Source organism: Arthrobacter sp. MDT2-34-1, assembly GCF_059091365.1.
In genome coordinates, this window is the sequence record NZ_JBNHGO010000001.1 from 360,714 (window position 1) to 386,286 (window position 25,573).

23 protein-coding genes are annotated in these 25,573 nt (G+C 67.8%); 19 read left to right on the forward strand and 4 right to left on the reverse strand.

Annotated elements, in window-relative coordinates:
* The first annotated feature begins 50 nt into the window (after positions 1 to 50).
* Positions 51 to 1,313, forward strand: coding sequence for a cysteine--1-D-myo-inosityl 2-amino-2-deoxy-alpha-D-glucopyranoside ligase (mshC, locus tag AC5RVV_RS01690; RefSeq protein ID WP_493999714.1), 1,263 nt, complete (start codon positions 51 to 53; stop codon positions 1,311 to 1,313).
* A gap of 150 nt (positions 1,314 to 1,463) precedes the next feature.
* Here the strand turns inward: mshC and AC5RVV_RS01695 are convergent, their stop codons facing one another.
* Positions 1,464 to 2,324: a PAC2 family protein gene (locus AC5RVV_RS01695; protein ID WP_494001254.1), complete on the reverse strand. Its 861-nt coding sequence runs from the start codon at positions 2,322 to 2,324 to the stop codon at positions 1,464 to 1,466.
* Positions 2,325 to 2,535: 211 nt separating this feature from the next.
* On the opposite strand from AC5RVV_RS01695, the gene AC5RVV_RS01700 reads away from it, so the two are divergent.
* The 18 genes from AC5RVV_RS01700 to AC5RVV_RS01785 all read left to right on the forward strand — a co-directional run bounded on the left by AC5RVV_RS01700 (position 2,536) and on the right by AC5RVV_RS01785 (position 23,170).
* On the forward strand, positions 2,536 to 3,264 hold the full coding sequence (locus AC5RVV_RS01700; protein ID WP_493999715.1) for an HAD family hydrolase: 729 nt from the start codon (positions 2,536 to 2,538) through the stop codon (positions 3,262 to 3,264).
* Positions 3,261 to 4,418 (forward strand): site-2 protease family protein, encoded by a 1,158-nt coding sequence (locus tag AC5RVV_RS01705; protein ID WP_493999716.1) that lies wholly within the window; start codon positions 3,261 to 3,263, stop codon positions 4,416 to 4,418. Before AC5RVV_RS01700 ends, AC5RVV_RS01705 begins: the two co-directional genes overlap by 4 nt.
* A gap of 110 nt (positions 4,419 to 4,528) precedes the next feature.
* Positions 4,529 to 5,569, forward strand: a complete 1,041-nt coding sequence (locus AC5RVV_RS01710) for a tRNA (adenine-N1)-methyltransferase (protein ID WP_493999717.1) — start codon at positions 4,529 to 4,531, stop codon at positions 5,567 to 5,569.
* A 206-nt stretch (positions 5,570 to 5,775) separates the two neighbouring features.
* The gene (arc, locus tag AC5RVV_RS01715) at positions 5,776 to 7,464 is read left to right on the forward strand and encodes a proteasome ATPase (protein ID WP_493978557.1); all 1,689 of its coding nucleotides are present in this window, start codon (positions 5,776 to 5,778) and stop codon (positions 7,462 to 7,464) included.
* A 14-nt stretch (positions 7,465 to 7,478) separates the two neighbouring features.
* Positions 7,479 to 9,077, forward strand: a complete 1,599-nt coding sequence (dop, locus tag AC5RVV_RS01720) for a depupylase/deamidase Dop (protein ID WP_494001255.1) — start codon at positions 7,479 to 7,481, stop codon at positions 9,075 to 9,077.
* 42 nt (positions 9,078 to 9,119) lie between these two features.
* Positions 9,120 to 9,323, forward strand: a complete 204-nt coding sequence (locus tag AC5RVV_RS01725) for a ubiquitin-like protein Pup (RefSeq protein WP_493978456.1) — start codon at positions 9,120 to 9,122, stop codon at positions 9,321 to 9,323.
* Positions 9,324 to 9,326: 3 nt separating this feature from the next.
* Positions 9,327 to 10,163, forward strand: coding sequence for a proteasome subunit beta (gene prcB, locus AC5RVV_RS01730; protein WP_494001256.1), 837 nt, complete (start codon positions 9,327 to 9,329; stop codon positions 10,161 to 10,163).
* Between the two features lie 2 nt (positions 10,164 to 10,165).
* A complete protein-coding gene (gene prcA, locus AC5RVV_RS01735) occupies positions 10,166 to 10,897 on the forward strand; it encodes a proteasome subunit alpha (RefSeq protein WP_493999718.1) in 732 nt (243 codons plus the stop codon).
* Between the two features lie 2 nt (positions 10,898 to 10,899).
* On the forward strand, positions 10,900 to 12,261 hold the full coding sequence (pafA, locus tag AC5RVV_RS01740) for a Pup--protein ligase (protein WP_493999719.1): 1,362 nt from the start codon (positions 10,900 to 10,902) through the stop codon (positions 12,259 to 12,261).
* A gap of 85 nt (positions 12,262 to 12,346) precedes the next feature.
* Positions 12,347 to 13,255 (forward strand): FKBP-type peptidyl-prolyl cis-trans isomerase, encoded by a 909-nt coding sequence (locus AC5RVV_RS01745; protein ID WP_493999720.1) that lies wholly within the window; start codon positions 12,347 to 12,349, stop codon positions 13,253 to 13,255.
* A gap of 72 nt (positions 13,256 to 13,327) precedes the next feature.
* Positions 13,328 to 13,723: an FKBP-type peptidyl-prolyl cis-trans isomerase gene (locus AC5RVV_RS01750; protein ID WP_493999721.1), complete on the forward strand. Its 396-nt coding sequence runs from the start codon at positions 13,328 to 13,330 to the stop codon at positions 13,721 to 13,723.
* Between the two features lie 109 nt (positions 13,724 to 13,832).
* Positions 13,833 to 15,830 carry a helix-turn-helix transcriptional regulator gene (locus AC5RVV_RS01755; RefSeq protein ID WP_493999722.1) on the forward strand — a complete coding sequence of 666 codons (1,998 nt, stop codon included), beginning with the start codon at positions 13,833 to 13,835 and terminating at the stop codon, positions 15,828 to 15,830.
* Positions 15,831 to 15,840: 10 nt separating this feature from the next.
* Positions 15,841 to 16,176: a hypothetical protein gene (locus AC5RVV_RS01760; RefSeq protein WP_493999723.1), complete on the forward strand. Its 336-nt coding sequence runs from the start codon at positions 15,841 to 15,843 to the stop codon at positions 16,174 to 16,176.
* A gap of 42 nt (positions 16,177 to 16,218) precedes the next feature.
* Positions 16,219 to 16,503, forward strand: coding sequence for a Sec-independent protein translocase subunit TatA (gene tatA, locus AC5RVV_RS01765; RefSeq protein WP_493999724.1), 285 nt, complete (start codon positions 16,219 to 16,221; stop codon positions 16,501 to 16,503).
* A 5-nt stretch (positions 16,504 to 16,508) separates the two neighbouring features.
* A complete protein-coding gene (tatC, locus tag AC5RVV_RS01770; protein ID WP_493999725.1) occupies positions 16,509 to 17,369 on the forward strand; it encodes a twin-arginine translocase subunit TatC in 861 nt (286 codons plus the stop codon).
* Positions 17,370 to 17,436: 67 nt separating this feature from the next.
* Positions 17,437 to 20,256 (forward strand): DEAD/DEAH box helicase, encoded by a 2,820-nt coding sequence (locus AC5RVV_RS01775; protein WP_493999726.1) that lies wholly within the window; start codon positions 17,437 to 17,439, stop codon positions 20,254 to 20,256.
* Positions 20,257 to 20,296: 40 nt separating this feature from the next.
* Positions 20,297 to 21,931, forward strand: a complete 1,635-nt coding sequence (locus tag AC5RVV_RS01780; protein ID WP_493999727.1) for an amidohydrolase — start codon at positions 20,297 to 20,299, stop codon at positions 21,929 to 21,931.
* Between the two features lie 507 nt (positions 21,932 to 22,438).
* Positions 22,439 to 23,170 carry a polyprenol monophosphomannose synthase gene (locus AC5RVV_RS01785; RefSeq protein WP_493999728.1) on the forward strand — a complete coding sequence of 244 codons (732 nt, stop codon included), beginning with the start codon at positions 22,439 to 22,441 and terminating at the stop codon, positions 23,168 to 23,170.
* Positions 23,171 to 23,259: 89 nt separating this feature from the next.
* Here the strand turns inward: AC5RVV_RS01785 and AC5RVV_RS01790 are convergent, their stop codons facing one another.
* The 3 genes from AC5RVV_RS01790 to AC5RVV_RS01800 form a co-directional block, all read right to left on the reverse strand.
* On the reverse strand, positions 23,260 to 23,607 hold the full coding sequence (locus AC5RVV_RS01790; protein WP_493978444.1) for an RNA polymerase-binding protein RbpA: 348 nt from the start codon (positions 23,605 to 23,607) through the stop codon (positions 23,260 to 23,262).
* Between the two features lie 271 nt (positions 23,608 to 23,878).
* Positions 23,879 to 24,814, reverse strand: a complete 936-nt coding sequence (locus AC5RVV_RS01795; RefSeq protein WP_493999729.1) for an SPFH domain-containing protein — start codon at positions 24,812 to 24,814, stop codon at positions 23,879 to 23,881.
* A gap of 60 nt (positions 24,815 to 24,874) precedes the next feature.
* On the reverse strand, positions 24,875 to 25,348 hold the full coding sequence (locus tag AC5RVV_RS01800; RefSeq protein ID WP_493999730.1) for an NfeD family protein: 474 nt from the start codon (positions 25,346 to 25,348) through the stop codon (positions 24,875 to 24,877).
* Positions 25,349 to 25,573 lie beyond the last annotated feature (225 nt).

The following is a 25,573-nucleotide window of genomic DNA, read 5'->3' on the forward strand; positions in this document are numbered from 1 at the left end:
GTCCCGCCCGCCATCCGCGTCCGTTCACCTCATCGGAAGGAAACCCAAGAGTGCTTGGTTGGAATGCCCGTGCCGTACCCGAAATTCCGGGCGGCAAAGACGAACTGACCATCCACGACACCTCCGTGGGGTCGCTGGTACGGCTTGAGCCGTCCTCGACGGGAAGCCTGTACGTCTGCGGCATCACCCCGTACGACGCCACGCACATGGGCCATGCCGCCACCTACGTGGCCTTCGACCTGCTCAACCGCTATTGGCGCGACGCCGGGCGCACCGTCAACTATGTGCAGAATGTCACGGACATTGACGATCCGCTGCTGGAACGCGCCGCGGCCACCGGCATGGACTGGCAGCTGCTGGCGAAGGACCAGACCGAGCTTTTCCGCACGGACATGGAAGAACTCAACGTCATCCCGCCCGGCGAGTACATCGGAGCGGTGGAATCGATTGAGTGGATCGTTCCGGTGGTGGAGGACCTGCTGGCCCGCGGCCTCGCGTACCGCGTACCGGGCACCGGCGGCGAGCCCCACGGCGACGTGTACTTCGATTCCGTTGCCGCAGCGGGACCGGGCTGGCACAACGGCGCCACCTCCAGGCTGACCGAAGATCAAATGCTGCCGCTCTTTGCCGAGCGCGGCGGCGATCCGGAGCGCCCGGGCAAGAAGCACCCGCTGGACGCACTGTTGTGGCGCGTTGCCCGTGACGGCGAACCCGAGTGGCCGGGCGCCTCGCTCGGCCCCGGCCGCCCCGGCTGGCACATCGAGTGTTCGGTGATCGCGCGCAAATTCCTGCCGGAAACCTTCGACGTCCAGGCCGGCGGCTCGGACCTGAGCTTTCCGCATCACGAAATGAGCGCCGGGCACGCCTATGCGATGACCGGTAAGCCGCTGGCCAAGCACTTCATGCACGCTGGCATGGTCGGCCTCGACGGCGAAAAGATGAGCAAGTCCAAGGGCAACCTCGTGCTGGTCTCGGCCCTGCGCGAAGAAGGCGTGGAGCCGGCTGCGATCCGCACCGTGCTGCTGGGCCAGCACTACCGCAGCGACTGGTTCTGGACCGGCGATCTGCTCCGCCAGGCGCAGGCGCGGCTTTCTGCGTGGCGCGGCGCGGCCCCCTATGTGCAGGCCGAACAGGTACCCGAGCTGGCACAGCAAATCCGCCAGGCGCTCTCGAACGACCTCAACGCACCCGCGGCCCTGGCCGAAATCGACGGCTTCGCCGAGCACTCCCGGCAGCAGGCCGGAGGGCAGGCCGGTGACGGCGCCGGGCAGTTCGCGGCGCTGCTCGACGCGCTGCTGGGCATCCGGCTCTAAGCCAAGAGTTAGGGCCGGAGGCGGGAACCACTAAGCCGCGCATCGCCGAGCGAGAAGGGCGGGGCGGGCAGGGACCCGGCGTGGCGACGAAGTCGACACGACTGGGCCCGCCCCAACCGGCTAAGCGGCGTGTGGTTCCCGTGGAGGCCCCTACTCTTTACCGCGCTTTTTGAGGTAGCGCTCGAATTCGCGGGCGATGGATTCCCCGGTTGCCTCCGGCAGCTCGGCCGTGTCCTTGGCCTCCTCCAACTGCCGCACGTAGGCGGCGACTTCCGGATCCTCGGTGGCAAGTTCGTCCACGCCGCGCTCCCACGCTTCGGCTTCTTCGCTCAGGACGGACACTTCCAGCGGGACCTGCAGGATGTCCTCCAGCCGGTGCAGCAAAGCAAGCTCGGCCTTGGGGGAGGGCGACTGTCCCACGTAGTGCGGCACCGCGGCCCAGACGGACATCGTGGGAATGCCGGCCAGCGAGGCGACATCGGACAACACTCCGACGATTCCGGTGGGGCCTTCGTACTGGCTGGACTCGGTATTCAGGGCGCGGCGGACGTCGTCGTCGTCGCTGGTGACCGTGACGGGAATGGGACGCGTGTGCGGCACGTCGGCCAAGAGGGCGCCTACCAGGATGATGCAGTCCACGCCCAGCTCTTCGGCGTGGGCCAACAGTTCCGCGGTGTACGCCCGCCAGCGGTAGGACGGCTCCACCCCGTGGACAAAGATAATGTCCAGCCGGCTGCCCGGGATGCTGCTGCGCGTCAGTTTCGTCGTCGGCCATTTGATCCGGCGTTCCCCGGAGGCGGTGCGGTGCACCACCGGCCGGGTGAACTGGAAGTCGTAATAAAGATCCGGGTCCACCGTGGCCACCTTGTGGCTGTCCCAGAGCCGGCTCAGGTACTTGACGGCGTCCGTGGCGGCTTCGCCGGCATCGTTCCAGCCTTCGAATGCAGCCAGCATCACGGTATAACGCCGCGGTGTCTCGCCGGGCTTCGTCTGCGGGAACAGCAAGTGCAAACCGCGCTGCTCGCCGTCGCCTTCCGTGGGCAGGTCGCCACTGTCCTGAGTACTCACGGTTTCACCCTAATCCTCCCGGCACGGCTTGTCAGTGAGCCGACATTCGATTCGCGCCCAGCATAGCCCCCGATTCCGGTGCCGTAGCCCCGTGCCGGAGCCCGTGATGGGGCCGATGCCGGGGCCGGGCAGGAAGGGCCCGTAGACTGGATGCATGCCCGAAATTTCCCCTTCCCCCGCTGCGTCCAGCCATCCGTCGTCCGGCCTGCAGGCCGTTTTCTGGGACATGGACGGAACGCTCGTCGACACCGAGCCGTACTGGATCGAAGCCGAAACCGAATTGGTTGCTTCGTTCGGCGGGGTGTGGGACGACGAACTGGGCAAAAAGCTGGTGGGCAATGCGCTGGAGACATCCGCCGCCGTGCTGCAGCAGGCCGGCGTCGAACTGGGCATCCGCGAGATTGTCGACCGGCTGATCGACGCCGTGACCGAACGCGTCCGCGGGCGCATCCCGTGGCGCCCCGGCGCACGGGAGTTGCTCGCGGAGCTGGCCGGGGCAGGCATTCCGTCGGTCCTGGTGACCATGAGCGAGACCAAGCTCGCCGCCGAAGTGGTCAGGGCGCTGCCCGAGGGCAGCTTCCGCCACGTCGTCACCGGTGACATGGTCACGCGCGGCAAGCCGGACCCGGAACCGTACCAGCAGGCCTTCGACTGGCTTAGCGGCCACCTGCCCGGCGCCGACAAGCAGTACGTCGTGGCGCTGGAAGACTCGGTTCCCGGGGTTGCCTCCGCCGAAGCCGCCGGCCTCGTGACCGTGGCCATCCCACACGTCGTGCCCGTTCCGCCGGCACCGGGGCGCCCGCACTGGGACAGCCTGGCCGGAAAGGGCCTGGCGGACGTGGAGGGCGTCCTGGTGGGCGCCGCCCAGGAAGCAGGAGTATGAGCACGCAAACCCCCCGGCCGGCCGAGGAAAAGGAACGCAGCGAAGGCATTCCCCTGGGCCGCATGTTCGGCGTCCCGGTGGTCCTGGCCTGGTCCTGGTTCGTGATCGCCGCCTTCATCGTGCTGATCTTCGGCCCCCAGGTGCAGCGCCTGATGCCGGAGATCGGCGTGGGAGCGTACGCCGTGGCGTTCGGTTACGCGCTGCTGCTGCTGTTCTCGGTGCTGGTGCACGAACTCGCCCACGCCCTGACGGCCCGGACCTTCCGGTGGCCGTCGGCCAAGATCGTGCTCAATCTCTGGGGCGGCCACACACAGTTCGACAACTTCAACGCCACGCCGGGCAAGTCCCTGCTGGTGGCCTTGTCCGGGCCCGTGGCCAACTTCGCGCTGGCCGGCGCCGGCATGCTCGTTCTGCCGCTGTTCCGCGGCGAACCGATTCCGTTCCTGCTGACCGACATCTTCATCTGGGCCAACTTCCTGGTGGCCGTCTTCAATATCCTTCCGGGGCTCCCGTTGGACGGCGGGCGTCTGGTGGAGACCGCCGTCTGGAAGGCGACCGGCAGCCAGGAAAAGGGGACCGTGGCAGCGGGCTGGGCCGGCCGCGCCATCGTGGTGCTGCTGGTGATCGGCGTGATCGGCGTCCCGTTGCTGCGTGGCGGCACGCCGGACCTCCAGCTGGTGGTGCTCATGGTGCTGGTGTGCGGTTTCCTCTGGATGGGCGCCAGCTCGGCCATCTCGCACGCCCGGATGCGCTTGCGGCTGCCGTCCGTCAGCGCCGGGCAGCTCAAGCTTCCGGCCGCGTCGCTGCCGTCCACCGCCACGGTGGATCAGGTGCGGCAGCTGATCCAGGGGCACCCCGGGCTCTCCGTGGTGCTCACCGCCGCGACCGGCCAGCCCGAAGCAGTCGTGGACCGCACGGCGCTGGACCAGGTGCCGCCGCCGGCCGCCCCCCGGACTCCCGCCGCGGCCGTCTCCCGGGCTCTGGCGCCGGGGGCCTACGTGCCGGAGGCGGCTGCCGGCCAGGAGCTGGTGCAGTACCTGGCCCGGCTGGCCGGCAGCGAGTACGCCGTGATCGACGGCGAGGGCCGCGTCACCGGGGTGCTCCAGCAAAGCACGGTGGTCCGCGCCATCACCGGCAAGGCCGGCAGGCTCTGATCCCGCCGGTCGGCGCCGGGAACCCGGCCGCCGGCCGGAATACAATCGACGAACCGGCCCGGCACACACCGCCGCGGCCGCACACACAACGACCGGAAGTGATCCCACGCATGAGCTCCACCACCAGCGCGCACGGCGCCGACCAGCGACGCGGGCCGTTCCGGCCCGGGGAACGGGTCCAGCTCACGGACGAAAAGGGCCGGATGAACACCATCACCCTGACGCCCGGTGGCGCGTTCCATACGCACAAGGGCTTCCTGCCGCATGACGAGGTGATCGGACGGCAAGAGGGCACGGTCGTGGCAAACACGGTGGGCCACCGGTACCAGGCCCTGCGCCCGCTGCTTTCGGACTTCGTGCTCTCCATGCCGCGCGGCGCCGCCGTGGTCTACCCCAAGGACGCCGCCCAGATCGTGACCATGGCGGACATCTTCCCGGGCGCCCGGGTGGTGGAGGCCGGGGTCGGCTCGGGTGCCCTGAGCATCTCGCTGCTGCGCGCCGTGGGCGACGGCGGACGGCTGCACTCGTTCGAGCGGCGCGAGGAATTTGCCGACGTTGCCCGCGGCAACGTGGAAACGTTCTTCGGCGGGCCGCACCCCGCCTGGCAGATCTCGCTGGGAGATTTCCAGGACGAAGTTGTCAAAGCCGAGGAGCCCGGCAGCGTGGACCGGGTGGTGCTGGACATGCTGGCGCCGTGGGAGTGCCTGGACGCGGTGGCGACGGTGCTGGCGCCCGGCGGCGTCTGGATCAGCTACGTCGCGACCGTTACGCAATTGTCACGTACTGCCGAGGCGATCCGGGCCGACGGCCGGTTCACCGAGCCCGACGGCTGGGAGTCGATGGTCCGCGGCTGGCACCTGGAGGGCCTGGCCGTCCGGCCCGACCACCGCATGGTGGCGCACACCGGTTTCCTGCTCACGGCCCGCCGGCTGGCCGGCGGCGAGACGGGCCTGACGCCCAAGCGCCGTCCGTCCAAGACCGGCTTCGCCGCCGAGGACGTGCAGGCGTGGACCGGCAACGAGGAGGATTGGAATGCCGAGGCACTGGGGGAGCGGACCGTGTCCGACCGCCGGCTGCGCCGCGCTGCCAAGGATGCCGCCTCCACCGTGCAACGCGGAGCGTTCAAGGACATCAACCCCGAAACCGACTGAGGGCGGGGCGCGGGCCGCTTCCGTGGGGGCATCGGAACAAGATGTCTCGGTTTGGCGTTTTCTTTCGTAGACAGGTGCAGCCGGGGCGGGGGCCGGTTAGTGTCTAGGGAAGGAACCGATCACGGAAGCAGGTCGCGGTGATGAACGACCAGAACCAGAACAACCAACCGGCACCGGCTGAACGGCAGGACGACCAGCGTGACGCGTTGACGGTCGCCCAGCGCCAGATCAACGTCCTGCGCGACAAACTCCGCCACCTGGACAAGCAGTTGGCCGCGGCCACCCAAAACAATTCCCGCCTCGTGTCCACGCTCGAGACCGCGAAGAGCGAAATCGTCCGGCTTAAGTCCGCCCTCGAACGCGACGGCGAAACCCCCTTCAGCTTCGCGACCATCACCCAGGTCAACAAGGCGCAGCGGCCGCGGCCCGGCACGAGCAACGCTGCCGTGGTGCAGGAGAGCGTCGACATCGTGCAGTCCGGGCGCAAGCTGCGCGTCGCGGTCAGCCCCCTGGTGAAGATGGACCACCTCGCCCCCGGCCAGGAAGTCCTGCTCAACGAGTCGCTCACAGTGATCGCCGCGCTCGGCTTCGAGCGCTCCGGCGAGCTGGTCACCATCAAGGAAATGCTCGACGGCGACCGCGTCCTGGTGGTCGGACGGGCCGACGAGGAACGGGTTGTCAAGCTGTCCGGCGCCCTGCGGACCGAACGGCTCCGGGTCGGCGACGCCGTGTCCATCGACGCCCGCAGCGGTTACGCGCTGGAGAAGATTCCGCGCAGCGAGGTGGAGAACCTCATCCTCGAGGAGGTGCCGGACATCTCCTACGAGGACATCGGCGGCCTGGGCCCGCAGATCGACCAGATCCGCGACGCCGTCGAGCTTCCCTTCCTGCATCCCGACCTGTACCGCGAGCACGGCCTGAAGGCCCCCAAGGGCATCCTGCTCTACGGCCCTCCCGGCTGCGGCAAGACGCTGATCGCCAAGGCCGTGGCCAACTCCCTGGCCGCCAAGGCCATCGAGCGCAGCGGCACGGACACCCGCAGCTACTTCCTGAACATCAAGGGACCGGAACTGCTGGACAAGTACGTGGGCGAGACCGAGCGGCACATCCGGCTGATTTTCGCCCGGGCACGCGAGAAGGCATCCGACGGCAGCCCGGTGGTGGTCTTCTTCGACGAAATGGATTCGCTGTTCCGCACCCGCGGCACCGGCGTCTCGTCCGACGTCGAAACGACCATCGTGCCGCAGCTGCTGTCCGAAATCGACGGCGTCGAGAAGCTGGAGAACGTGATCGTCATCGGCGCCTCCAACCGCGAGGACATGATCGACCCGGCCATCCTGCGCCCCGGCCGGCTGGACGTGAAGATCAAGATCCACCGGCCCGACGCCGAGGCGGCCGCGGACATCTTCGCCAAGTACCTCACCACCAACCTCCCCATCCATGCCGAGGACCTCGCCGAGCACGGGCAGGACCGCAAGGCGACCATCGACGCGATGATCCAGCGCACGGTCGAGGAAATGTACTCCACCGACAAGTCGAACGAGTACCTGGAAGTCACCTACGCCAGCGGCGACACGGAAATGCTCTACTTCAAGGACTTCAATTCCGGCGCCGTCATCCAGAACGTGGTGGACCGGGCCAAGAAGAACGCCATCAAGGACCTGCTGACCAACCAGCAGAAGGGCCTGCGGATCGAGCATCTGCTCAGCGCCGTGGTGGACGAATTCCGCGAGCACGAGGACCTCCCCAACACCACCAATCCGGACGACTGGGCCCGGATTTCCGGCAAGAAGGGCGAACGGATCACCTACATCCGCACGATCGTGCAGGGCAAGGCCGGGCAGGAGGCCGGCAAGGCCATCGAAACGATGTCCAACACCGGGCAGTACCTGTGAGCGTCTATCGCGTGATGGGTTCGGAGACGGAGTATGGCATCCATGCTCCCGGCGAACCCCTGGCCAACTCCACGGTGCTCTCCTCGCAGGTGATCAACGCGTACGCGGCGACCATGCGGAAGGGCCTGGGGAACCTGGCCGGCACCCGGTGGGATTACACCGACGAGGAGCCGCTGCACGATGCCCGCGGATTCGACCTGTCGCGTGACCAGGCGGACCCATCCCAGCTCACCGATGTCCCGCCGATCCTCGACGCCGAGCAGATAGCGCTGGCCGGCGGCCGCGCGGCCGGCAACGAGTTCTACACGGACGAATCCTCCGGCGTGCTCATGAACATGGTGCTCAGCAACGGGGCCCGGCTGTACGTGGACCACGCCCATCCGGAATATTCCTCGCCCGAGGTGACCAACCCGCTGGATGCGGTGCGCTGGGACAAGGCGGGCGACGCCGTCGTGCTCGCCGCGATGCGCAGGATCGCCGCCACGCCGGGATTCCCGCCGGTGAACCTGTACAAGAACAACACCGACAACAAGTCGGTCTCCTACGGCGCGCACGAAAACTACCTGATGCCGCGCAGCGTGCCGTTCAACCGGATTGTCACCGGCTTGATTCCGTTTTTCGTGTCCCGGCAGGTCGTGTGCGGTGCCGGGCGGGTGGGGCTGGGCAGCAACGGCCGCACCCCTGGCTACCAGGTCAGCCAGCGCGCGGACTTCTTCGAGGCCGAAGTGGGGTTGGAGACCACCATCCGGCGGCCCATCATCAACACCCGGGACGAACCGCACGCGGTCGCGGACAAGTACCGGCGGCTGCACGTGATCATCGGCGACGCGAACCTGAGCGAGGTGTCGATTTTTTTGAAGATGGGCACCACCTCCGTCGTGCTGTCCATGATCGAACACGGCGAGGTACCGGACGTCCAGCTGGCCGACCCGGTGCAGGCGCTGCAGGCGATCAGCCACGACCCCTCCCTGCAGCAGAAGGTCGCGCTCAAGGACGGCAGCATGGTCACCGGCCTGGACCTGCAGGAGATCTACCTGCAGGCAGCGGTGGAGCATTGCCGCCGGCACGGGACCGACAGCGGCCAGACCGCGGACGTGCTGCGGCGCTGGGCTGCGGTGCTGGACACGCTCCGCCGGGACCCGATGGACGCCGCCGACCAACTGGATTGGGTGGCCAAGCTCAAACTGCTGCAGGCCTACCGGGACCGGGACGGCATGGAGTGGGGCGACCCGCGCCTGGGCCTGATCGACCTGCAATATGCCGATGTGCGGCCCGAGAAGGGCCTCTACCACCGCCTGGCCGCACGCGGCCGGATCCGCCGGCTGCTCTCGGACGCCCAGATCGACGCCGCCGTGGGCGAGCCACCCGAGGACACCAGGGCCTACTTCCGCGGCAAGTGCATTCAACACTTCCCCCGCGAGGTCGTCGGGGCCAGCTGGGACTCGGTGATTTTCGATCTTCCAGACCGGCGCCGGCTGCAGCGCATCCCCACCCGCGAGCCGTTGCGCGGCAACCGCGCGCTGACCGGCAGGCTCTTCGAGGAAGCTTCGTCGGCAGAGGAGTTCATCACGGCGTTGCTGGGCCCCGCGGACGAGCCCCACGTGGCAACATAAGCACTAGGACAGAGTCGATCGTCCCACCAGAAGGAGGCCATCATGGCAACCCAGGACCGCAAGAACGTGGACTCGCGCCGCGACGACGAAGAGTACGACGACGAGCCCACGCCCGAGCCTGCCGCCGCACCCGCCGCGCAGGCCGAGACCGAAGGCACGGACGATCTGCTGGACGAGATCGACGGCGTGCTGGAACAGAACGCGGAAGAATTCGTGCGCGGTTTCGTGCAGAAGGGCGGCCAGTAATTGATGGACATGCCGGCCGGCGGTCCGGGCTCGGTTTTCGCCCACATTTCCCATTCAGCCACCGCCTCCTTCAGCGAGTATCTGGCGCGCACCGCCCCGGATCTGCTGCCGGGCGCCCGGGGGGCCCAGCAACTGCCGGCGGGGGCGGCACCGATGGTGCCCCACGGCACCACCATCGTGTCGATGACGTTCGCCGGCGGCGTGCTCATGGCCGGCGACCGGCGGGCAACCATGGGCAACCTGATTGCCAGCCGGCACATTGAAAAGGTCTTTCCGGCCGATTCCCATTCGCTGCTGGGCATCGCCGGCACCGCCGGCATCGCCCTGGACATCACGCGGCTCTTCCAGGTGGAACTCGAGCACTACGAGAAGATCGAAGGCACACTGCTCAGCCTCGACGGCAAGGCCAACCGACTGGGCGCGATGATCCGGTCGAACCTGCCCATGGCGATGCAGGGCCTCGCGGTCATTCCGCTCTTCGCCGGTTTCGATGCCGAGCGGCGGGTTGGCCGGCTGTTCTCCTACGATGTCACGGGCGGACGCTACGAGGAGCAGGAGCACCACAGCGTAGGGTCCGGATCGGTCTTTGCCCGCGGGGCGCTGAAGAAGCTCTGGCAGCCGAACCTGGAGGAAGCGGCGGCGGTCCGGGTGGCCGTCGAAGCCCTGTACGACGCCGCCGACGACGACTCGGCGACCGGGGGACCGGATGCCGTCCGGCAGGTGTGGCCCGTGATCTACACCGTCAACGCCGCCGGCGCCCGCCGGATCCCGGACCGGGAACTCGCCTCCACGTCCGAGGCCGTCATCGGCGCGCGCGCCGTGGCCGGACGGGAGGCGTGAGCATGACGCAGCAGTTCTACGTCTCGCCCGAACAGCTGATGAAGGACCGGGCGGACTTCGCCCGGAAAGGCATCGCCCGGGGCCGTTCCGTGGTGGTGCTCAGCTGCTCCGAGGGAATCGCGCTGGTCGCCGAAAACCCCTCGCCGGCGCTGCACAAGATCGGGGAAATCTACGACCGGATCGCGTTCGCCGCGGTCGGCAAATACAACGAGTTCGAAAGCCTGCGCCAGGCCGGGGTCCGCTACGCCGACGTGCGCGGCTACTCCTACGACCGGGACGACGTTACCGGCCGTGGCCTCGCCAGCGTGTACGCGCAAAGCCTGGGCGCCGTGTTCACCGCCGACAGCAAGCCGTTCGAAGTGGAGCTTGCCGTCGCCGAGGTCGGCGATACGCCGGGCGACGACCGGCTGTTCCGGCTGACCTTCGACGGGTCCATCGCCGACGAACGCGGCTTCGTGGTGATGGGCGGTTCGGCCGAGGCGGTGGGCGAGAGGCTGCGCGGCAACCCGGCCGCGGACCGGGACTTTTCGGACGCGGTCCGCGCGGCGGTGGCCGCCCTGTCCGGCGGGACCGGCGAGCAGGACGCGGGGCAGGGCAGGGAACTGCGTCCCGAGGGCCTGGAAGTCGCCGTCCTGGACCGCGACCCGCTGTCCACCCGGGGGAGCCGGCGCGCCTTCCGCCGGTTGCCGACCGCTGAACTGCACCGGATATTAGGCGAGGGAATGGACGGCTAGCCATGGACCGACGCATCTTCGGGATCGAGACCGAATTCGGCATTTCCTATTCGGCGCCGGATTCGCGCCCGCTCTCGCCCGAAGAGGTGGCCCGCTACCTCTTCCGCAAGGTGGTCACGTGGGGCAGGTCGTCCAACGTGTTCCTGACCAACGGGTCCCGGCTGTACCTGGACGTCGGGTCCCATCCCGAGTACGCGACCGCGGAATGCGACGACGTCGCCCAACTGGTGGCGCAGGACCGAGCGGGGGAACTGATCCTCGAAGACCTGATGAACGAAGCCCAGGAGCGCCTGGCGCGGGAGGGCTTCGGCGGCAGCGTCTACCTGTTCAAGAACAACACCGATTCTGCCGGGAATTCCTACGGCAGCCACGAAAACTACCTGATCCCGCGCAAACTGGAATTCTCCCGGCTGGCCGACATCATGATCCCGTTCCTGGTCACGCGGCAGATCCTGGTCGGCGCCGGCAAGGTGCTCAAGACGCAGAACGGCTCCATCTTCGCCTTCTCCCAGCGCGCCGACCACATTTGGGAGGGCGTCTCGTCCGCCACCACCCGGTCGCGGCCGATCATCAACACGAGGGACGAACCGCACGCAGACGCCGAGTACTACCGGCGGCTGCATGTCATCAACGGCGACTCAAACATGTCCGAGTCCACCACCATGCTCAAGGTCGGGACGGTGGACCTGCTCCTGCGGATGATCGAAGCAGGGGTCATCATGCGTGACCTCCGGCTGGAAAACCCGATCCGCAGCATCCGGGACATCTCGCACGACCTGACCGGCCGCAGGCCGCTGAAGCTGGCCAGCGGGCGGGAGATGTCCGCACTGGCCATGCAGCAGGAATACCTGGCCAAGGCGCGCGGGTTCGTCCAGGCCAACGGGGCGCACAGCCCGCACGTGGAACGCATCCTCGATTTGTGGGAACGGACCCTGGCGGCCGTCGCATCGGGCGACCACCGCGGCATCGAGCGGGAGATCGACTGGGCCATCAAGAAGCGGCTGATCAACCGGATCATGGACCGCCAGGCCATCGACCTGGATCACCCGCGTATCGCGCAGGTGGATCTGACCTACCACGACATCTCCAGCCGGCGCGGCCTCTACCACCTGCTGCAGGCACGTGGGGAGGTGGCCCGGGTGGTGGAGGAACAGGACGTCAAGGACGCCGTGGACCGGCCGCCGCAGACCACCCGCGCCAAGCTGCGCGGCGACTTCGTCCGCGCGGCCCGGGAAAACGGCCGCGACTTCACGGTCGACTGGGTCCACCTGAAGCTCAACGACCGCTCCCAGCAGACCATCCTCTGCAAGGATCCGTTCAAAAGCGAGGACCCCAGGGTCGAGGCGCTGCTCGCCACCTTGTGACCTCCGCCCCGTATTCCAAGCGGATCACCAGATTTCTCTGCGAGAATGTCCCGTGCCCGCAAGTTCCGCGATAAGAAAGTCGATTGTGCGCAAAATACTCTCCATCCTCCTGCCGGCCGCCCTGCTGCTCACCGCGTGCGGCGGCAACGGCGATTCGGGTTCGGACAGCCTGGATGACATCTCCGTGACCTCCGGCGCCGAGGGCGCCGCCCCCGCCGTCGAATTCGCCGCGCCGCTGGAACTGCCCGAATCCCGGGCCGAAGTCATCACCGAAGGCGAGGGGGACGGTGCTGCCGCGGGCCAGTGGATCCGCTACCGGCTGCTGGCCAAGGACGCCGTCACCGGGGAACAGCTCGGCGAGACCTACTCCGGGCTGGCCGACCAGACGGTGGAACTGAGCGAGGGCTTCGAGACCGCCGACCCCGCCCTGTACGAGGCGCTGCTCGGTTCCAACCCGGGCAGCGAAATCGCCTACTACGTCCAGCCGCCGGCGGATGCCGGTGCTTCCGCGCCCGCCCAGAACCCGCAACTGCTGTTCCTGACCGTGCAGGATGTCAAGGACAAGGGCGTCAAGGCCGACGCCGCCGAGGTCGCCGAGCTGGAGAAGGCCGGCAAACTGCCCGAGATCACGCTCGACGACGAGGGCGTCCCCTCGGTCAAGATCCCGGAAGGCAACGACGCCCCGGACAACCTCATCGTGAAGGTCATCGAAGAAGGCGACGGCAAGGAAGCCACCGAAACCAGCACAGTGAAGGCGAACTACGCCGGGTGGAACTGGGCCGAGGGCACCGAATTTGATTCCAGCTTCTCCCGCGGGGAGGCGACCGAATTCCCGCTGGACGGCGTCATCGAAGGCTGGACCAAGGGTTTGACCGGCCTGAAGGAAGGCTCGAAGGTCATGCTGTCCATTCCCACCGAACTGGCCTACGTCCAGGGCCAGGGAGATGCCGTGGGTGACCTCATCTTCTATGTGGAGCTGACGGACGTCCGGTAAGGGATGCCGCCGCACCGTGCGGTAACGTAGCCGACGCAGCAACAGATACACGTCAAGCAAGAGAGGTTCAGCATGTCTTTTGGCAAGCGCGAATACGCCCGCACCAAACCCGAGATCGACTTCCCGGGGACCGAAACCCCGCAGGACCTGGTGATCGAAGACATCATCGTGGGAGACGGTGCCGAGGCCAAGGCCGGCGACACCGTGTCCACCCACTACGTGGGCGTCGCCTGGTCCACCGGTGAAGAGTTCGACGCATCGTGGAACCGCGGCGCACCGCTGGACTTCCGCGTTGGCGTCGGCCAGGTCATCCAGGGCTGGGACCAGGGCCTGCTGGGCATGAAGGTGGGCGGCCGCCGCCGGCTGGAGATCCCGGCGCACCTCGCGTACGGCGACCGCGGCGCCGGGTCCGCGATCGCGCCGGGCGAATCGCTGATCTTCGTGGTGGACCTGCTCGGCGTCCGCTGAGCCCGACCGGCAGCAGGGGGCGGAGCGACGGAGAACGTTAGTTCATCGTTACTCCGCCCCTTCGGCGTTGACTTCACCCCGAAACCCTCCAGCCAGTAACGTTTCAACTATGTCCGCCTCCAAGACCGAACGACTCCTCAACCTGCTGATCGCGCTGCTGGAACGCCGCCGGGGCTACAGCAAGGAGGAGCTGCGCGCGCTGATCCCGCCGTATCGCGAGGCGACCAGCGACGACGCCTTCAACCGGCTGTTCGAGCGGGACAAAGAGGACCTGCGGGAAATGGGCATCCCGGTGGAGACGTTCCCGGACGACACGCTCTACGAAAACGACAACAGCGGGCTGCGGTACCGGATCGACCGGCACAAGTACCGGTTGCCGGAACTCCACTTCACCGCCCGGGAGAGCGCGGTGCTCTCGCTGGCCTCCCGCTTGTGGCAGCAGGCCTCGCTGGGGTCGGCAGCCGCCCGGGCCGTCCGCCGGCTCGACGTGCACGGAGCCCTGGCCGACGGCGATCCACTGATCGGGGTTGAACCGCGGATCCGCACCGCGGAGCCGGCCTTCGAACCGCTGCTCAAGGCGGTGTTGGACCACACCCCGGTCTCCTTCGACTACCGGTCGCCCAAAGACGGCCGGCCGCAGCCGCGGCGGGTGGAGCCCTGGGGGCTGGGCAACCGCTACGGCCACTGGTACCTGGCCGGCCGCGACCTGGACCGGGACGCCCAGCGCACCTTCCGGCTGTCCAGGATCACCTCCACCATCAAGAAGCTGAACGGGACCTACAGCATCCCGGAAGGCTTCGCCATGCGCACGGTGCTGGACGGGCTGCAGGCGCCGGAGGACAACGGGACCGCCGTCCTCCTGCTCCGGCAGGACAAGGCCAACTCGCTGCGTGCGGCCGCCGCACCCGCCGAGGACGTCCGGCCGCCGGCGGGCTGGGACGCCGTCACGCTTGGCTACGGCGACGCGGAGGTGCTGGCGGAGGAAATTGCCTCGCACGGCGCCAACGCCCTGGTCCAGGGTCCGGACGAGCTGCGCGGCGCCGTGGTGCGCCGGCTGGAAGGCGCCCTGGCCGCCGCCACCCAGGCACCGCCGTCGTACACCCTGCTGGAGGACAGCTCACGGCCGGCACGGAAGACGGGGTCCCTGGACCATCTGCCGCGGCTGCTGGACCTGGTCTCCTACGTCACGGCGAATCCGGGGGTGCCGCTGGACGCCACCGCCGAGAAGTTCAAGATCGGCAAGAACCAGCTGATCAAGGACCTGAACCTGCTGTTCGTCTGCGGGACTCCCGGCTACGGCCCGGACCAGCTCATCGAAGCCTTCTGGGAAGACGGCACCATCTCCATCAACAATGCCGACGAGATCGACAAGCCGGTGCGCCTGAGCCTGGACGAGGCGCTCTCGCTGGTGGTCGGCCTGCAGGCCCTCGAGACCGTGCCCGGGGTGGGGGAGCAGCCCGCCCTGCGCAGCGCGCTCAGCAAGCTGCTGGCGGCGGCCGGCGGAGTTGCCGCCCGCCACACGGCCATCGCCGCGGATCTGGCGGCCGAGGACAGCACGCCCGAGGTGCTCGCGCTGCAGGAAGCCGCGGCCGCCCGGCGCAGCGTGGACATCGACTACCTCGTGCCGTCCCGGGATGAGATGACGAACCGCCGGATCGATCCGCTCCGGGTCTTCGCCGTGGACGGCCACTGGTACACCGAGGCCTGGTGCCACCGCCAGCAGGCCGTGCGGCAGTTCCGGGTAGACCGCATGCGCTCCCTGGCCGCCACCGCCGAGCACTTTGAGCCGCCGGCCGAACGGAGCAGCGAATTCCCCGACAGCCTGTTCACCCCGCAGGAGACGGACCAGGTGGTGGTGCTGCGGATCTCCGAGCGCCTGGCCGAACTGGCCGACCAATACAACGCCCGGCGCCGCGCGGTCCTTGCCGACGGTTCGCTCGCAGCCGAAATCCGGCTGTCCAGCACGGCGGTGCTGCCCGGCCTGGCGGCACGCCACGGCGGCGAAGTGGCCGTGCTGGAACCGGCGGAGGCGGCCGGCCAGACCCGGGAATGGCTGCGGCAGGCGCTGGAGGCCTACAGCGCGGCCCCGGCTTCGGCCGGAAGCTAGAGTGGACAGCATGCCCCTTTGGTTCTGGATCCTGCTCTGGGTTGCCCTCTGTGCGCTGGCCCTCGTGTTCATCGCCCTGCTCGGCTGGCGCATTTTCCGCCAGTTCATGCGAACTTTGCGTGAATTCGAGGCGGCGGCCGACCGGCTGGCCGGCGGACTCCAAACGGAACGGCAGCCCGCCGACCCGCACCGCCCCCGGCTGGCACTCTTCGCCGACTCCGCGGTACTCAAGGAGGAATACGTCCAGGGCAAGGAGCGGCGGCGCGAGGAGCGGAGGCAGCGCAGATTCGCCCGGCGCGCCGCCCGCGGCCAGCGGCAGTCCCTCCGAGATCTGCGGCTGTCCTGACCCGCCGATGGCATAGGATGGACTAGACGAAAGGAACCACGCATGGGACGACTCTTCGATAACCCCTGGACCATCATTATTCTGGTGATCATTGTGCTGCTGCTCTTTGGCGCACCGAAGCTGCCGGGCCTTGCCCGGAGCCTGGGCCAGTCCATGCGGATCTTCAAGTCCGAGGTGAAGCAGATGAAGGACGACGACGCGTCCACCGCCGCCCCGGACTCGGAACCCGTCGAGGGCCGCGTGGTCAACCCGCCGCGGAACAACACTGACAACCGCGGACAGCAGCCGAATGCGAACGGCGGATCCCCATCGCCGCACCAGCAGTAAGGGCCGTGGCCGGTAAGAAAGGCCGGAAGGCCAACCCTGAGGGGCGGATGCCGCTCAAGGCCCATCTGAAAGAACTCCGCAACCGGCTCATCGTTTCCGGCATTGCCGTCCTGCTCGGCGCGGTCGCCGGCTGGTTCCTGTACGACCCCGTGATGGTCGCCGTCCAGGCACCGCTGATGGAAATCTCGGCGGAAGAGGGCCGGCGCGCGGAAATCAACTACGGCAGTGTCGGATCTCCGTTCGACCTGAAAATCCAGGTCTCCATCTTCCTGGGGCTGCTGGTCAGCTCCCCGGTGTGGATCTACCAGGTGTGGGCCTTCATCACGCCCGGCCTGAAGACCAAGGAACGCCGCTACACGCTCGGCTTCATGGTCGCCGCCGTGCCGCTGTTCCTGCTGGGGATCTACTTCGGCTGGATCGTGCTCCCGGAGATCGTCAAGGTGCTGACCATGTTCACGCCGGAAGGCGGCGTGAACCAGATCCTGGCCACCGACTACCTGACGTTCGTGATGCGGATGTTCCTCTCCCTCGGCATCGCGTTCCTGCTCCCCGTGGTGTTGGTGGGGCTGAATTTCGCCGGCCTGCTGTCCGGCCGCCGCGTGATCAAGAGCTGGCGGATCGTGGTGTTCGTGGTCTGCCTGGTGGCGGCGATGGCCGCCCCCGGCCCGGATGCCATGTCCATGTTCCTGCTGGCGGCCCCCTTGCTGGCGTTGTTCTTCGTGGCAACCGGCATCAGCCTGCTCAACGACAAGCGCCGGGACAAGCGGCGCAAGGTCCGTGAAGCGGAAGTAGCCGCCGGCGTCGACCAGGCCACGCCGCTCGATCAGCTGAAGGCCGACAACCCGGAGCAGGACGGAGCCAAATAGGCTGCGGCCCGGCCAGGGGCCGGCGGCACCCATCGGGCCGGCGGATTTAAGCGGATAGGCTTTTGCTATGAGTTCCCCCTCCGAACGCTACCTTGCGGCCGCCGAACGGGTGGCCTTCTCCAAGACCCGGCTGTACTCGTTCAGCCAGAGGCTCGGATTCGAACTCGACCCCTTCCAGCGCGAGGCGTGCGAGGCCCTGGAGCGCGGCCGCGGCGTCCTGGTTGCGGCCCCTACCGGCGCCGGCAAGACCGTCGTCGGCGAGTTTGCCGTCTACATGGCCCTGCAGCGGGGACTCAAGGCGTTCTATACGACGCCGATCAAGGCCCTGAGCAACCAGAAGTACAACGAATTGGTGGCTACCTACGGCGCGGAGCGGGTGGGGCTGCTCACCGGGGACACCTCGGTCAATCCGCACGCGGACGTGGTGGTGATGACCACCGAGGTATTGCGGAACATGCTGTACGCCAATTCCGACACCCTCCTGGACCTGGCCTATGTGGTGATGGACGAAGTCCACTACCTGGCCGACCGGTTCCGCGGCGCCGTGTGGGAAGAGGTCATCATCCATCTGCCCGACGACGTGCAGTTGGTCTCACTGTCCGCGACCGTCTCGAACGCGGAGGAGTTCGGCGCCTGGTTGGACACCGTCCGCGGCGACACCGACGTGGTGGTGTCCGAGCACCGCCCGGTGCCGCTGTGGCAGCACGTCATGGTCGGCTCGGACCTGTTCGATCTTTTCGCCGGCGACGTCGCCTTCGACGAAACCGCGCAGGAATCCGGCACCGGCAGCGGCCGCGCCTACGAGGTGAACCCCGAACTCTTGAAACTGGCGTCGGCCGAGCACCGGCTCAACCGCAGCGCCAACTGGGGCCGTTCCGGCGGCCGGCGCGGGCGGCGCGCGCCCGAACCCCCGCGGCAGGCGCTGACCCGGATTCGGCGCGCCAGCCGGCCGCAGGTCATCGCCAAGCTCGACAGCGAGGGACTGCTGCCGGCCATCACGTTCATTTTCTCCCGCAACGGCTGCGACGCCGCCGTGAAGCAGTGCCTGGAATCCGGGTTGCTGCTCACCACGGAAAAGGAACGCGCCGTCATCGTCCGCCGCGTGGACGAGGCCGTGCAGGACATAGCCGAAGAGGACCTGGACGTGCTGGGCTTTTGGACCTGGCGCGAAGGACTGTCCCGCGGCTTTTCCGCCCACCACGCCGGCATGCTGCCGACGTTCAAGGAAGTGGTCGAGAAGCTCTTCGCCGACAACCTGGTCCGCGCCGTTTTCGCCACGGAGACGCTGGCGCTGGGCGTCAACATGCCGGCGCGGACGGTGGTGCTGGAGAAACTGGACAAGTTCAACGGCGAGGCGCACGTCGACATCACGGCAGGGGAGTACACGCAACTCACCGGCCGCGCCGGCAGGCGGGGCATCGACGTCGAAGGCCATGCCGTGGTGCTCTGGCAGCCCGGCACGGATCCGGGAGCCGTAGCCGGCCTGGCGTCGCGGCGGACGTATCCGCTGAACTCCAGTTTCCGGCCCACCTACAACATGAGCATCAACCTGATCGCGCAGTTTGGCCGCGGCCCGGCCCGGGAGATCCTGGAAACCTCGTTCGCGCAGTTCCAGGCCGACCGCTCCGTGGTGGGCCTGGCCAAGCAGGTGCGCAGCCGGGAAGAGTCGCTGGCCGGCTACGAGAAGGCCATGAGCTGCCACCTGGGCGACTTCAACGAATACGCCCGCCTGCGCCGGGACCTGAACGAGGTCGAGAAACGCGCCTCCCGCACCCAGTCCCGGCACCTGCGCTCGGCGGCGGCATCGTCCCTGGACCGCCTGCGCCGCGGCGATATCATCGATATTTCGGCGGGCCGGAACCTCGGCTATGCCGTGGTGCTGGACCGGGACGAAGCCGCCCGCGAGCCCCGCCCCACGGTGCTGACCCAGGAAAAGCACATCCGCCGCATTTCCGTCGACGACTTCCAGGGCCCGGTGGAGGTACTCTCCACCATCCGGATCCCCAAGACATTCAACGCGCGCAGCCCCAAGGAACGCCGCGATCTGGCGTCCTCGCTGCGCAATGCCCTGCACGACAAGCGCCCGCCGCGGCGGGGGAGCGAGCACCGTGACTTCATCGTCCCCGGCGGGACACAGGCCGAGCGGCAGATCAACGACCTGCGCCGCAAGCTCAAGGCCCACCCCTGCCACGGCTGCAGCGACCGGGAAGACCATGCCCGCTGGGCGGAGCGCTGGTGGAACCTCCGCAAGGAAACCGACCAGCTGGTGACGCAGATCCAGGGCCGCACCAACACCATCGCCAAGACCTTCGACCGGGTCTGCCAGGTGCTGGACAGCTATGGCTACTTGGAGACCGGCGGCGACGGTGTTGCCATCAGCCCCGCCGGGGAACGGCTGCGGCGCATCTACGGCGACCGTGACCTGCTGGTGGCGCTGTGCCTGGAGCAGGACGCCTTCGCCGGGCTCACTGCCGCGGAACTTGCGGCCTTCGTGTCCTGCCTCGTGTACCAGGCCAAGCGGGAAGAGGCTGGCATCCGGCCCAAGATGCCCTCGGCCGCCATGGAAGCGTCGGTCATGATCGCCGTCCGTGAATGGTCGCAGCTGACCGATCTTGAGGAACAGCACCGGCTGCCGCTCACCGGCGAGCCGGAGCTGGGACTCGCCTGGCCGATGTACAAGTGGGCCAGCGGCCGGTCCCTGCAGACCGCGCTCAAGGGCACGGACCTCGCCGCCGGCGACTTTGTCCGGTGGGCCAAGCAGGTGATCGACCTGCTGGACCAGCTGATCAAAGTGCCCGCCCTCGATCCTCAGCTCGCGGCCCGCGGCAGGCAAGCCATTGGCTTGGTCCGCCGGGGCGTCGTCGCCTACGCCGCCGTGGCCGAATAGCCCGGCTACCGCGCGCACACCACCTTCTGAAAGGATTTCCATGAGCGAATCTGTCCTGCCCGCTGCCACGGGCCTTACGCTGTACCGCAACGGCAGCGTCTACAGCGCCGCCGACCCGTATGCCACGGCGATGCTCGTCGACGGCGGCACCGTGGCCTGGATCGGGTCGGAGCACGCCGCGACGTCCATCGCGGACGGCAGCATGCGCGTGGTCGACCTCGATGGACGCCTGGTGGCGCCCGGTTTCGTGGACGCGCACGCCCACGTGACGCAGACGGGGCTCGCCCTGTCCTCGCTCGACCTGACCGGCTGCGCGTCGCTGGTGGAACTGCTCGACGCCGTCGCCGCCGCTTCCCGGCAGGACGGCGGCCCCGTCCTGGGCCACGGTTGGGACGAAACCCGCTGGCCCGAGAACCGCGCCCCCTCCGCCGCCGAACTGGATCGCGCGTCGGGCGGGGCGGATGTCTTCCTGACGCGGGTGGATGTCCATTCCGCGGCCGTCTCGGCCGCGCTGGCGACCCGCCTGTCGCTCTCGGAGTTGCCCGGCTGGTCGGAGACCGGGACGGCCAGCGGGCCGGCCCTTGCACGGGCCCGGGCCGCGGTCCAGATCCCTGCATCCGGCCGGCGCGAAGAGCTCCAGCGGCTGGCCCTGCGGCACGCTGCGTCCCGCGGGTACGTCGCCGTCACGGAAATGGCCGCCCCGCAGCTGGGTCCCGCCGAGGACCTGCTGGCGCTGCTCGAACTCGGCGATGCCGAGCCCGGGCCGAGGATCTTGCCGTATTGGGGGGAGCTGATGACCTCCGCCGAACAGGTCAAGGAAACGGTGCACTACTTCTCCGGCCGCCTGCGGGGGCTGGGCGGGGACCTGACCATGGACGGGTCCGTCGGATCGCATTCGGCGGCCGTCAGTGCGGGCTACGCCGACCTCCCGGGGGAGCACGGGACGCTCTATCTCGACACCGAGGCTGCGGCGCGGCATGTGGAACTGACGGCGAAGCAGGGCATCCAGGCGGGTTTCCACGTGATTGGCGATGCCGGGTTGCTGCGGGTGCTTGACGCCCTGGACCTGGCCGCCGAACGCGTCGGGGACGCTGCGGTACGTTCGGCCCGCCCGCGCCTTGAACATGTGGAAATGGTGCCCGAGGGTGCCCTGGAGCGGATGCTCCGGCACGGGGTGACCGCCAGCATGCAGCCGCTCTTCGACGCCTATTGGGGCGGGGCGGAAGGCATGTATGCCACGCGGCTGGGCGCCGAGTCTGCACTCGCCATGAACGCCGTGGGAACGTTGCAGACTGCGGGCGTTCCGGTCGCGATCGGGTCCGACGCCCCGGTCACGGAACAAAGCCCGTGGGCCGCCGTGAAGGCGTGCCTGGAGCACCATAACCGGTCCGAGCAGATCTCCGCCCGGGCGGCGTTCCTGGCGCACACCAGGGCCGGTTGGCGGGCTGCGGGCGAACGGAACCCCATGGAGGGCCAGCTGGCTCCGGGTACTCCCGCGACGTTCGCCGTCTGGGACGCGGACGAACTCTCCATCCAGACTCCCGACTCGCGGGTGTCCGCTTGGAGCACCGATGCGCGTGCGGGCACGCCGATGCTGCCCTCTCTGGACAGCGGCAGGTTGCCGGTGTGTGTCCGCACGGTGATGAATGGAGTAACCATTTATGACGGCTCCTGAGGTAGTTCCGTTTTCGGCGGTCGCGGAAAAATCTGAACGATTTGTTTGATTTCGAGAACTTTCGACCGCCGGGAGCCCCGCTCTGACGTGCAGGTATGGACAAAACCGCAGGTCAGAGCGGTATTGACACATCCCGCACAACCAGTAGGCTGAACTCTCAATGGGCCGGTATTTCTTCGCGGATACCGGTCCGTGCCGGGGAGAGAGGCTGCTGGCGGCACCTGCCTGCGGGCGGTTGCGCCCGACGTCCCTTGACGAACCGGCACTTCCGGGGTAGGTCCGCACGTCAGTAGAAAACATGTCTGCGTTCCCCCACAGGTTTGCTTTCGTGGCCCGAAGGCGTGTGGACCTACCCTTCCTTTCACCTTCAGGCCGCGCGGCCGGGCGTGCCCGCCGGCCTCCGGTACAAACTCATGGCCTATACTGGACCGTCGATGCGGAAGCCTCCGGGTATCTCCGGCACGAGGAAATCTGCGGTTTGCAGCACAACGTTCGAAAGGCCACTGAGTGCGGGTCGTCACCATCATCCCGACGTACAACGAGATCGAGTCCCTCCCGAAGACAGTAGCCCGCCTCCGCACCGCCGTACCCGGCTCGGACATCCTGGTGGTCGACGACAATTCCCCGGATGGCACCGGAACCTTGGCCGATCGGCTGGCGGCCGATGACTCCGCCATCCATGTCCTCCACCGCGAAGGGAAAGCGGGGCTGGGCGCCGCCTACATCGCCGGCTTTCGCTGGGGGCTTGACGCCGGGTACGACGTCCTGGTGGAGATGGACGCCGACGGCTCACACCAGCCCGAGGAGCTGACCAGGTTACTGGGCGCACTCGATGGCGGCGCGGACATGGTCAAGGGCTCGCGGTGGATTCCGGGCGGGAAGGTCGTCAACTGGCCACTCCACCGCAAGGCCATCTCGTTGGCCGGCAGCCTGTACTCCCGGCTCATGCTCGGCGTGGCTATCCGCGACATCACCGGCGGCTTCAACGCTTTCAAGGCCGGGACCCTGCGCGCCATCGATCTCGACAGCGTGGAATCGGTTGGTTACTGCTTCCAGATCGACCTCACCTGGCAGACGCTGAAGGCAGGACTGGCGGTCCGTGAAGTGCCGATCACCTTCGTCGAACGCGAATACGGCGACTCGAAAATGAGCGGCGGCATCGTGCTGGAGTCCATACTGCTGGTCACCAAGTGGGGGATCGCGGACAAGTGGCGGAGACTCCGCGCCCGCAAAGGCTGACCGCGACCGTACACAACCCCACGGCACAAAGAGAGGGAGCGCGCCCCGGCGGGCGCGCTCCCTCTCTTTAAGGACGGGGCGGTCAGGCCTTAAGCCGTGCGCCGTTCCCCGCGGCGTTCGCGCAGCTTGGTCAGGCGGTCCTCGAGGATCTGTTCGAGCTCCTCAACGCTGCGGCGTTCCAGCAGCATGTCCCAGTGGGTGCGCACCGGCTTGGCATTCGGGTCGACGGGCTTTTCTCCGTTGACCAGGAGTGCTTCCTTCCCCGACTTGGAAACCCATACCGGGGGGATCTCGGCTTCTGCGGCAAAGGTCACGAACACCTGCTCGCCGTCCTCGCAACGGTACTCAACGCGCTGGCGCGGAGCCGGTTCAACACCGGATTCAGTCTCCATGCTCTGCGCTCCGAGGCGCATACCCCGCAGGCTACGATCGCTCATGATCTCTCCCTCTTGTCTTGTGGCGGACCGGCGGCTGGACCGCGTCCGCGATGGCTCGCTAACACTCTCAACGTCGGCGGGCGGCCGTCTGTTCCCGGCCGCGATGATAACGCGAATCCCGCCTGCGTCAAGGATGGTTGTAGGCGGCAACTTCCCGGCAAACCACCCATTATAGTCCGGGCGGCGGTCCCGGGTAAACCGAAGCAGGGGCGCGGAGCATCCGACCGGCTGACGCTCCGGGCTCCCGGCCCCGTGCCTGTTTTCTGCTGTGTCAGCCGCGCAGCTCGCTGCCGATTGTTGAGCCGGCCGGGGCCGTCTCGCTGTCCGGGGTGGCCGTTCCCAGCAGGCTGCCGATGCCCTTGAGCGCCTCGCCCACCTCGCTGGGGATGATCCAGAGCTTGTTCGACTCGCCTTCGGCGATCTTGGGCAGCGTCTGCAGGTACTGGTAGGCCAGCAGCTTCTGCGTGGGGTTGCCCTTGTGGATGGCGTCGAACACCTTCTGGATTGCCTGGGCCTCGCCGTCGGCACGCAGGATCGCTGCCTTGGCGTCGCCTTCGGCGGCGAGGATGGCCGCCTGGCGCTGGCCTTCGGCCGTCAGGATCTGGGACTGTTTGGTGCCTTCGGCCGTCAGGATGGCCGCCCGGCGGTCGCGCTCGGCCCGCATCTGCTTTTCCATGGAGTCCTGGATGGAGTGGGGCGGGTCAATCGCCTTGAGTTCCACGCGGGAGACGCGGATGCCCCAGCGCCCGGTCGCCTCGTCCAGGACGCCGCGGAGCTGGCCGTTGATCTGGTCGCGTGAGGTGAGCGCCTCTTCCAGGTTCAGGCCGCCCACCACGTTGCGGAGCGTGGTGGTGGTCAATTGCTCCACTGCCTGGATGTAGTTGGCGATCTCATAGGTCGCGGCGCGGGCATCGGTCACCTGGAAGTAGACGACGGTGTCGATGGAGACCACCAGGTTGTCTTCGGTGATGACCGGCTGCGGGGGAAAGGACACGACCTGTTCGCGCAGATCCAGCAGCGGCAGCAGCCGGTCCACGAAGGGGATCAGGATGGTCAACCCGGGGTTCAGCGTGCGCTGGTACTTGCCCAGCCGTTCCACGACGCCCGCCCGTGCCTGCGGGATGATCCGCACGGCGCGGACGAGCACGATCACGACGAAGACGATCAGGACCAGCAGCACGATCCAGATTCCGATATTGCTATCCATAGTTCCCCTCTAAGAGTGGTTTCAGTGGGTCACGGTGCCGGCACGATGCCCGCCCGGGTCTTACTGGGCCGGCAGCGGCCCGTCCGCGCGCTGCGGAGTCACGACGGCGGTCGCCCCCTCGATCCGGGCGACCGAAACGCGCTGGCCGGCCGGGATGGGCGAGCCGTCCGCCGACCGGGCCGACCACGTATCGCCGCCGATCTTCACGACGCCGGAATGATCGGTGACGGATTCGAGGGTCATCGCCGATTCGCCGATCAGCCGGTCAACGTTGGTAGCCAGGTCCCGCGGTCCGCTGCGCAGATGCCGCAGCGCTACCGGTCGGACGAAAAGGACCATCAGCAACGCGACCACGCAGAAGATGACCACCTGCATCCAGAAGGGCAGGCCGAGCAGCGCCGCGAACAGGGCCACGAGCGCCCCGGAGGACATCATGATGAAGAACAGGTCCAGCGTCATCATTTCGACGATGGCCAGGATCAGGAACACGGCCAGCCAGAGGACCCAGCTGTTGGCGACGAGCCATTCGATCATCAGTACCCCCTGATGTTGGAGCAGCCGCCGTCTCCCGAGCCTGCCTCTTGCACGCATGCATGAAACCGCGGGCTGCCGGTGCCCTTAGTACCTCCATCATGCCCGACGACGACGCGCGGCGGAGTGAAATCCGTCACTTCCGGACGCTCCGAGGCGTTTCGTGGCCAAGTTGTGACCAGATAGGCCGTCCCGCGGGCCTGGGCGCGTTGCCGGATAGGATGATCC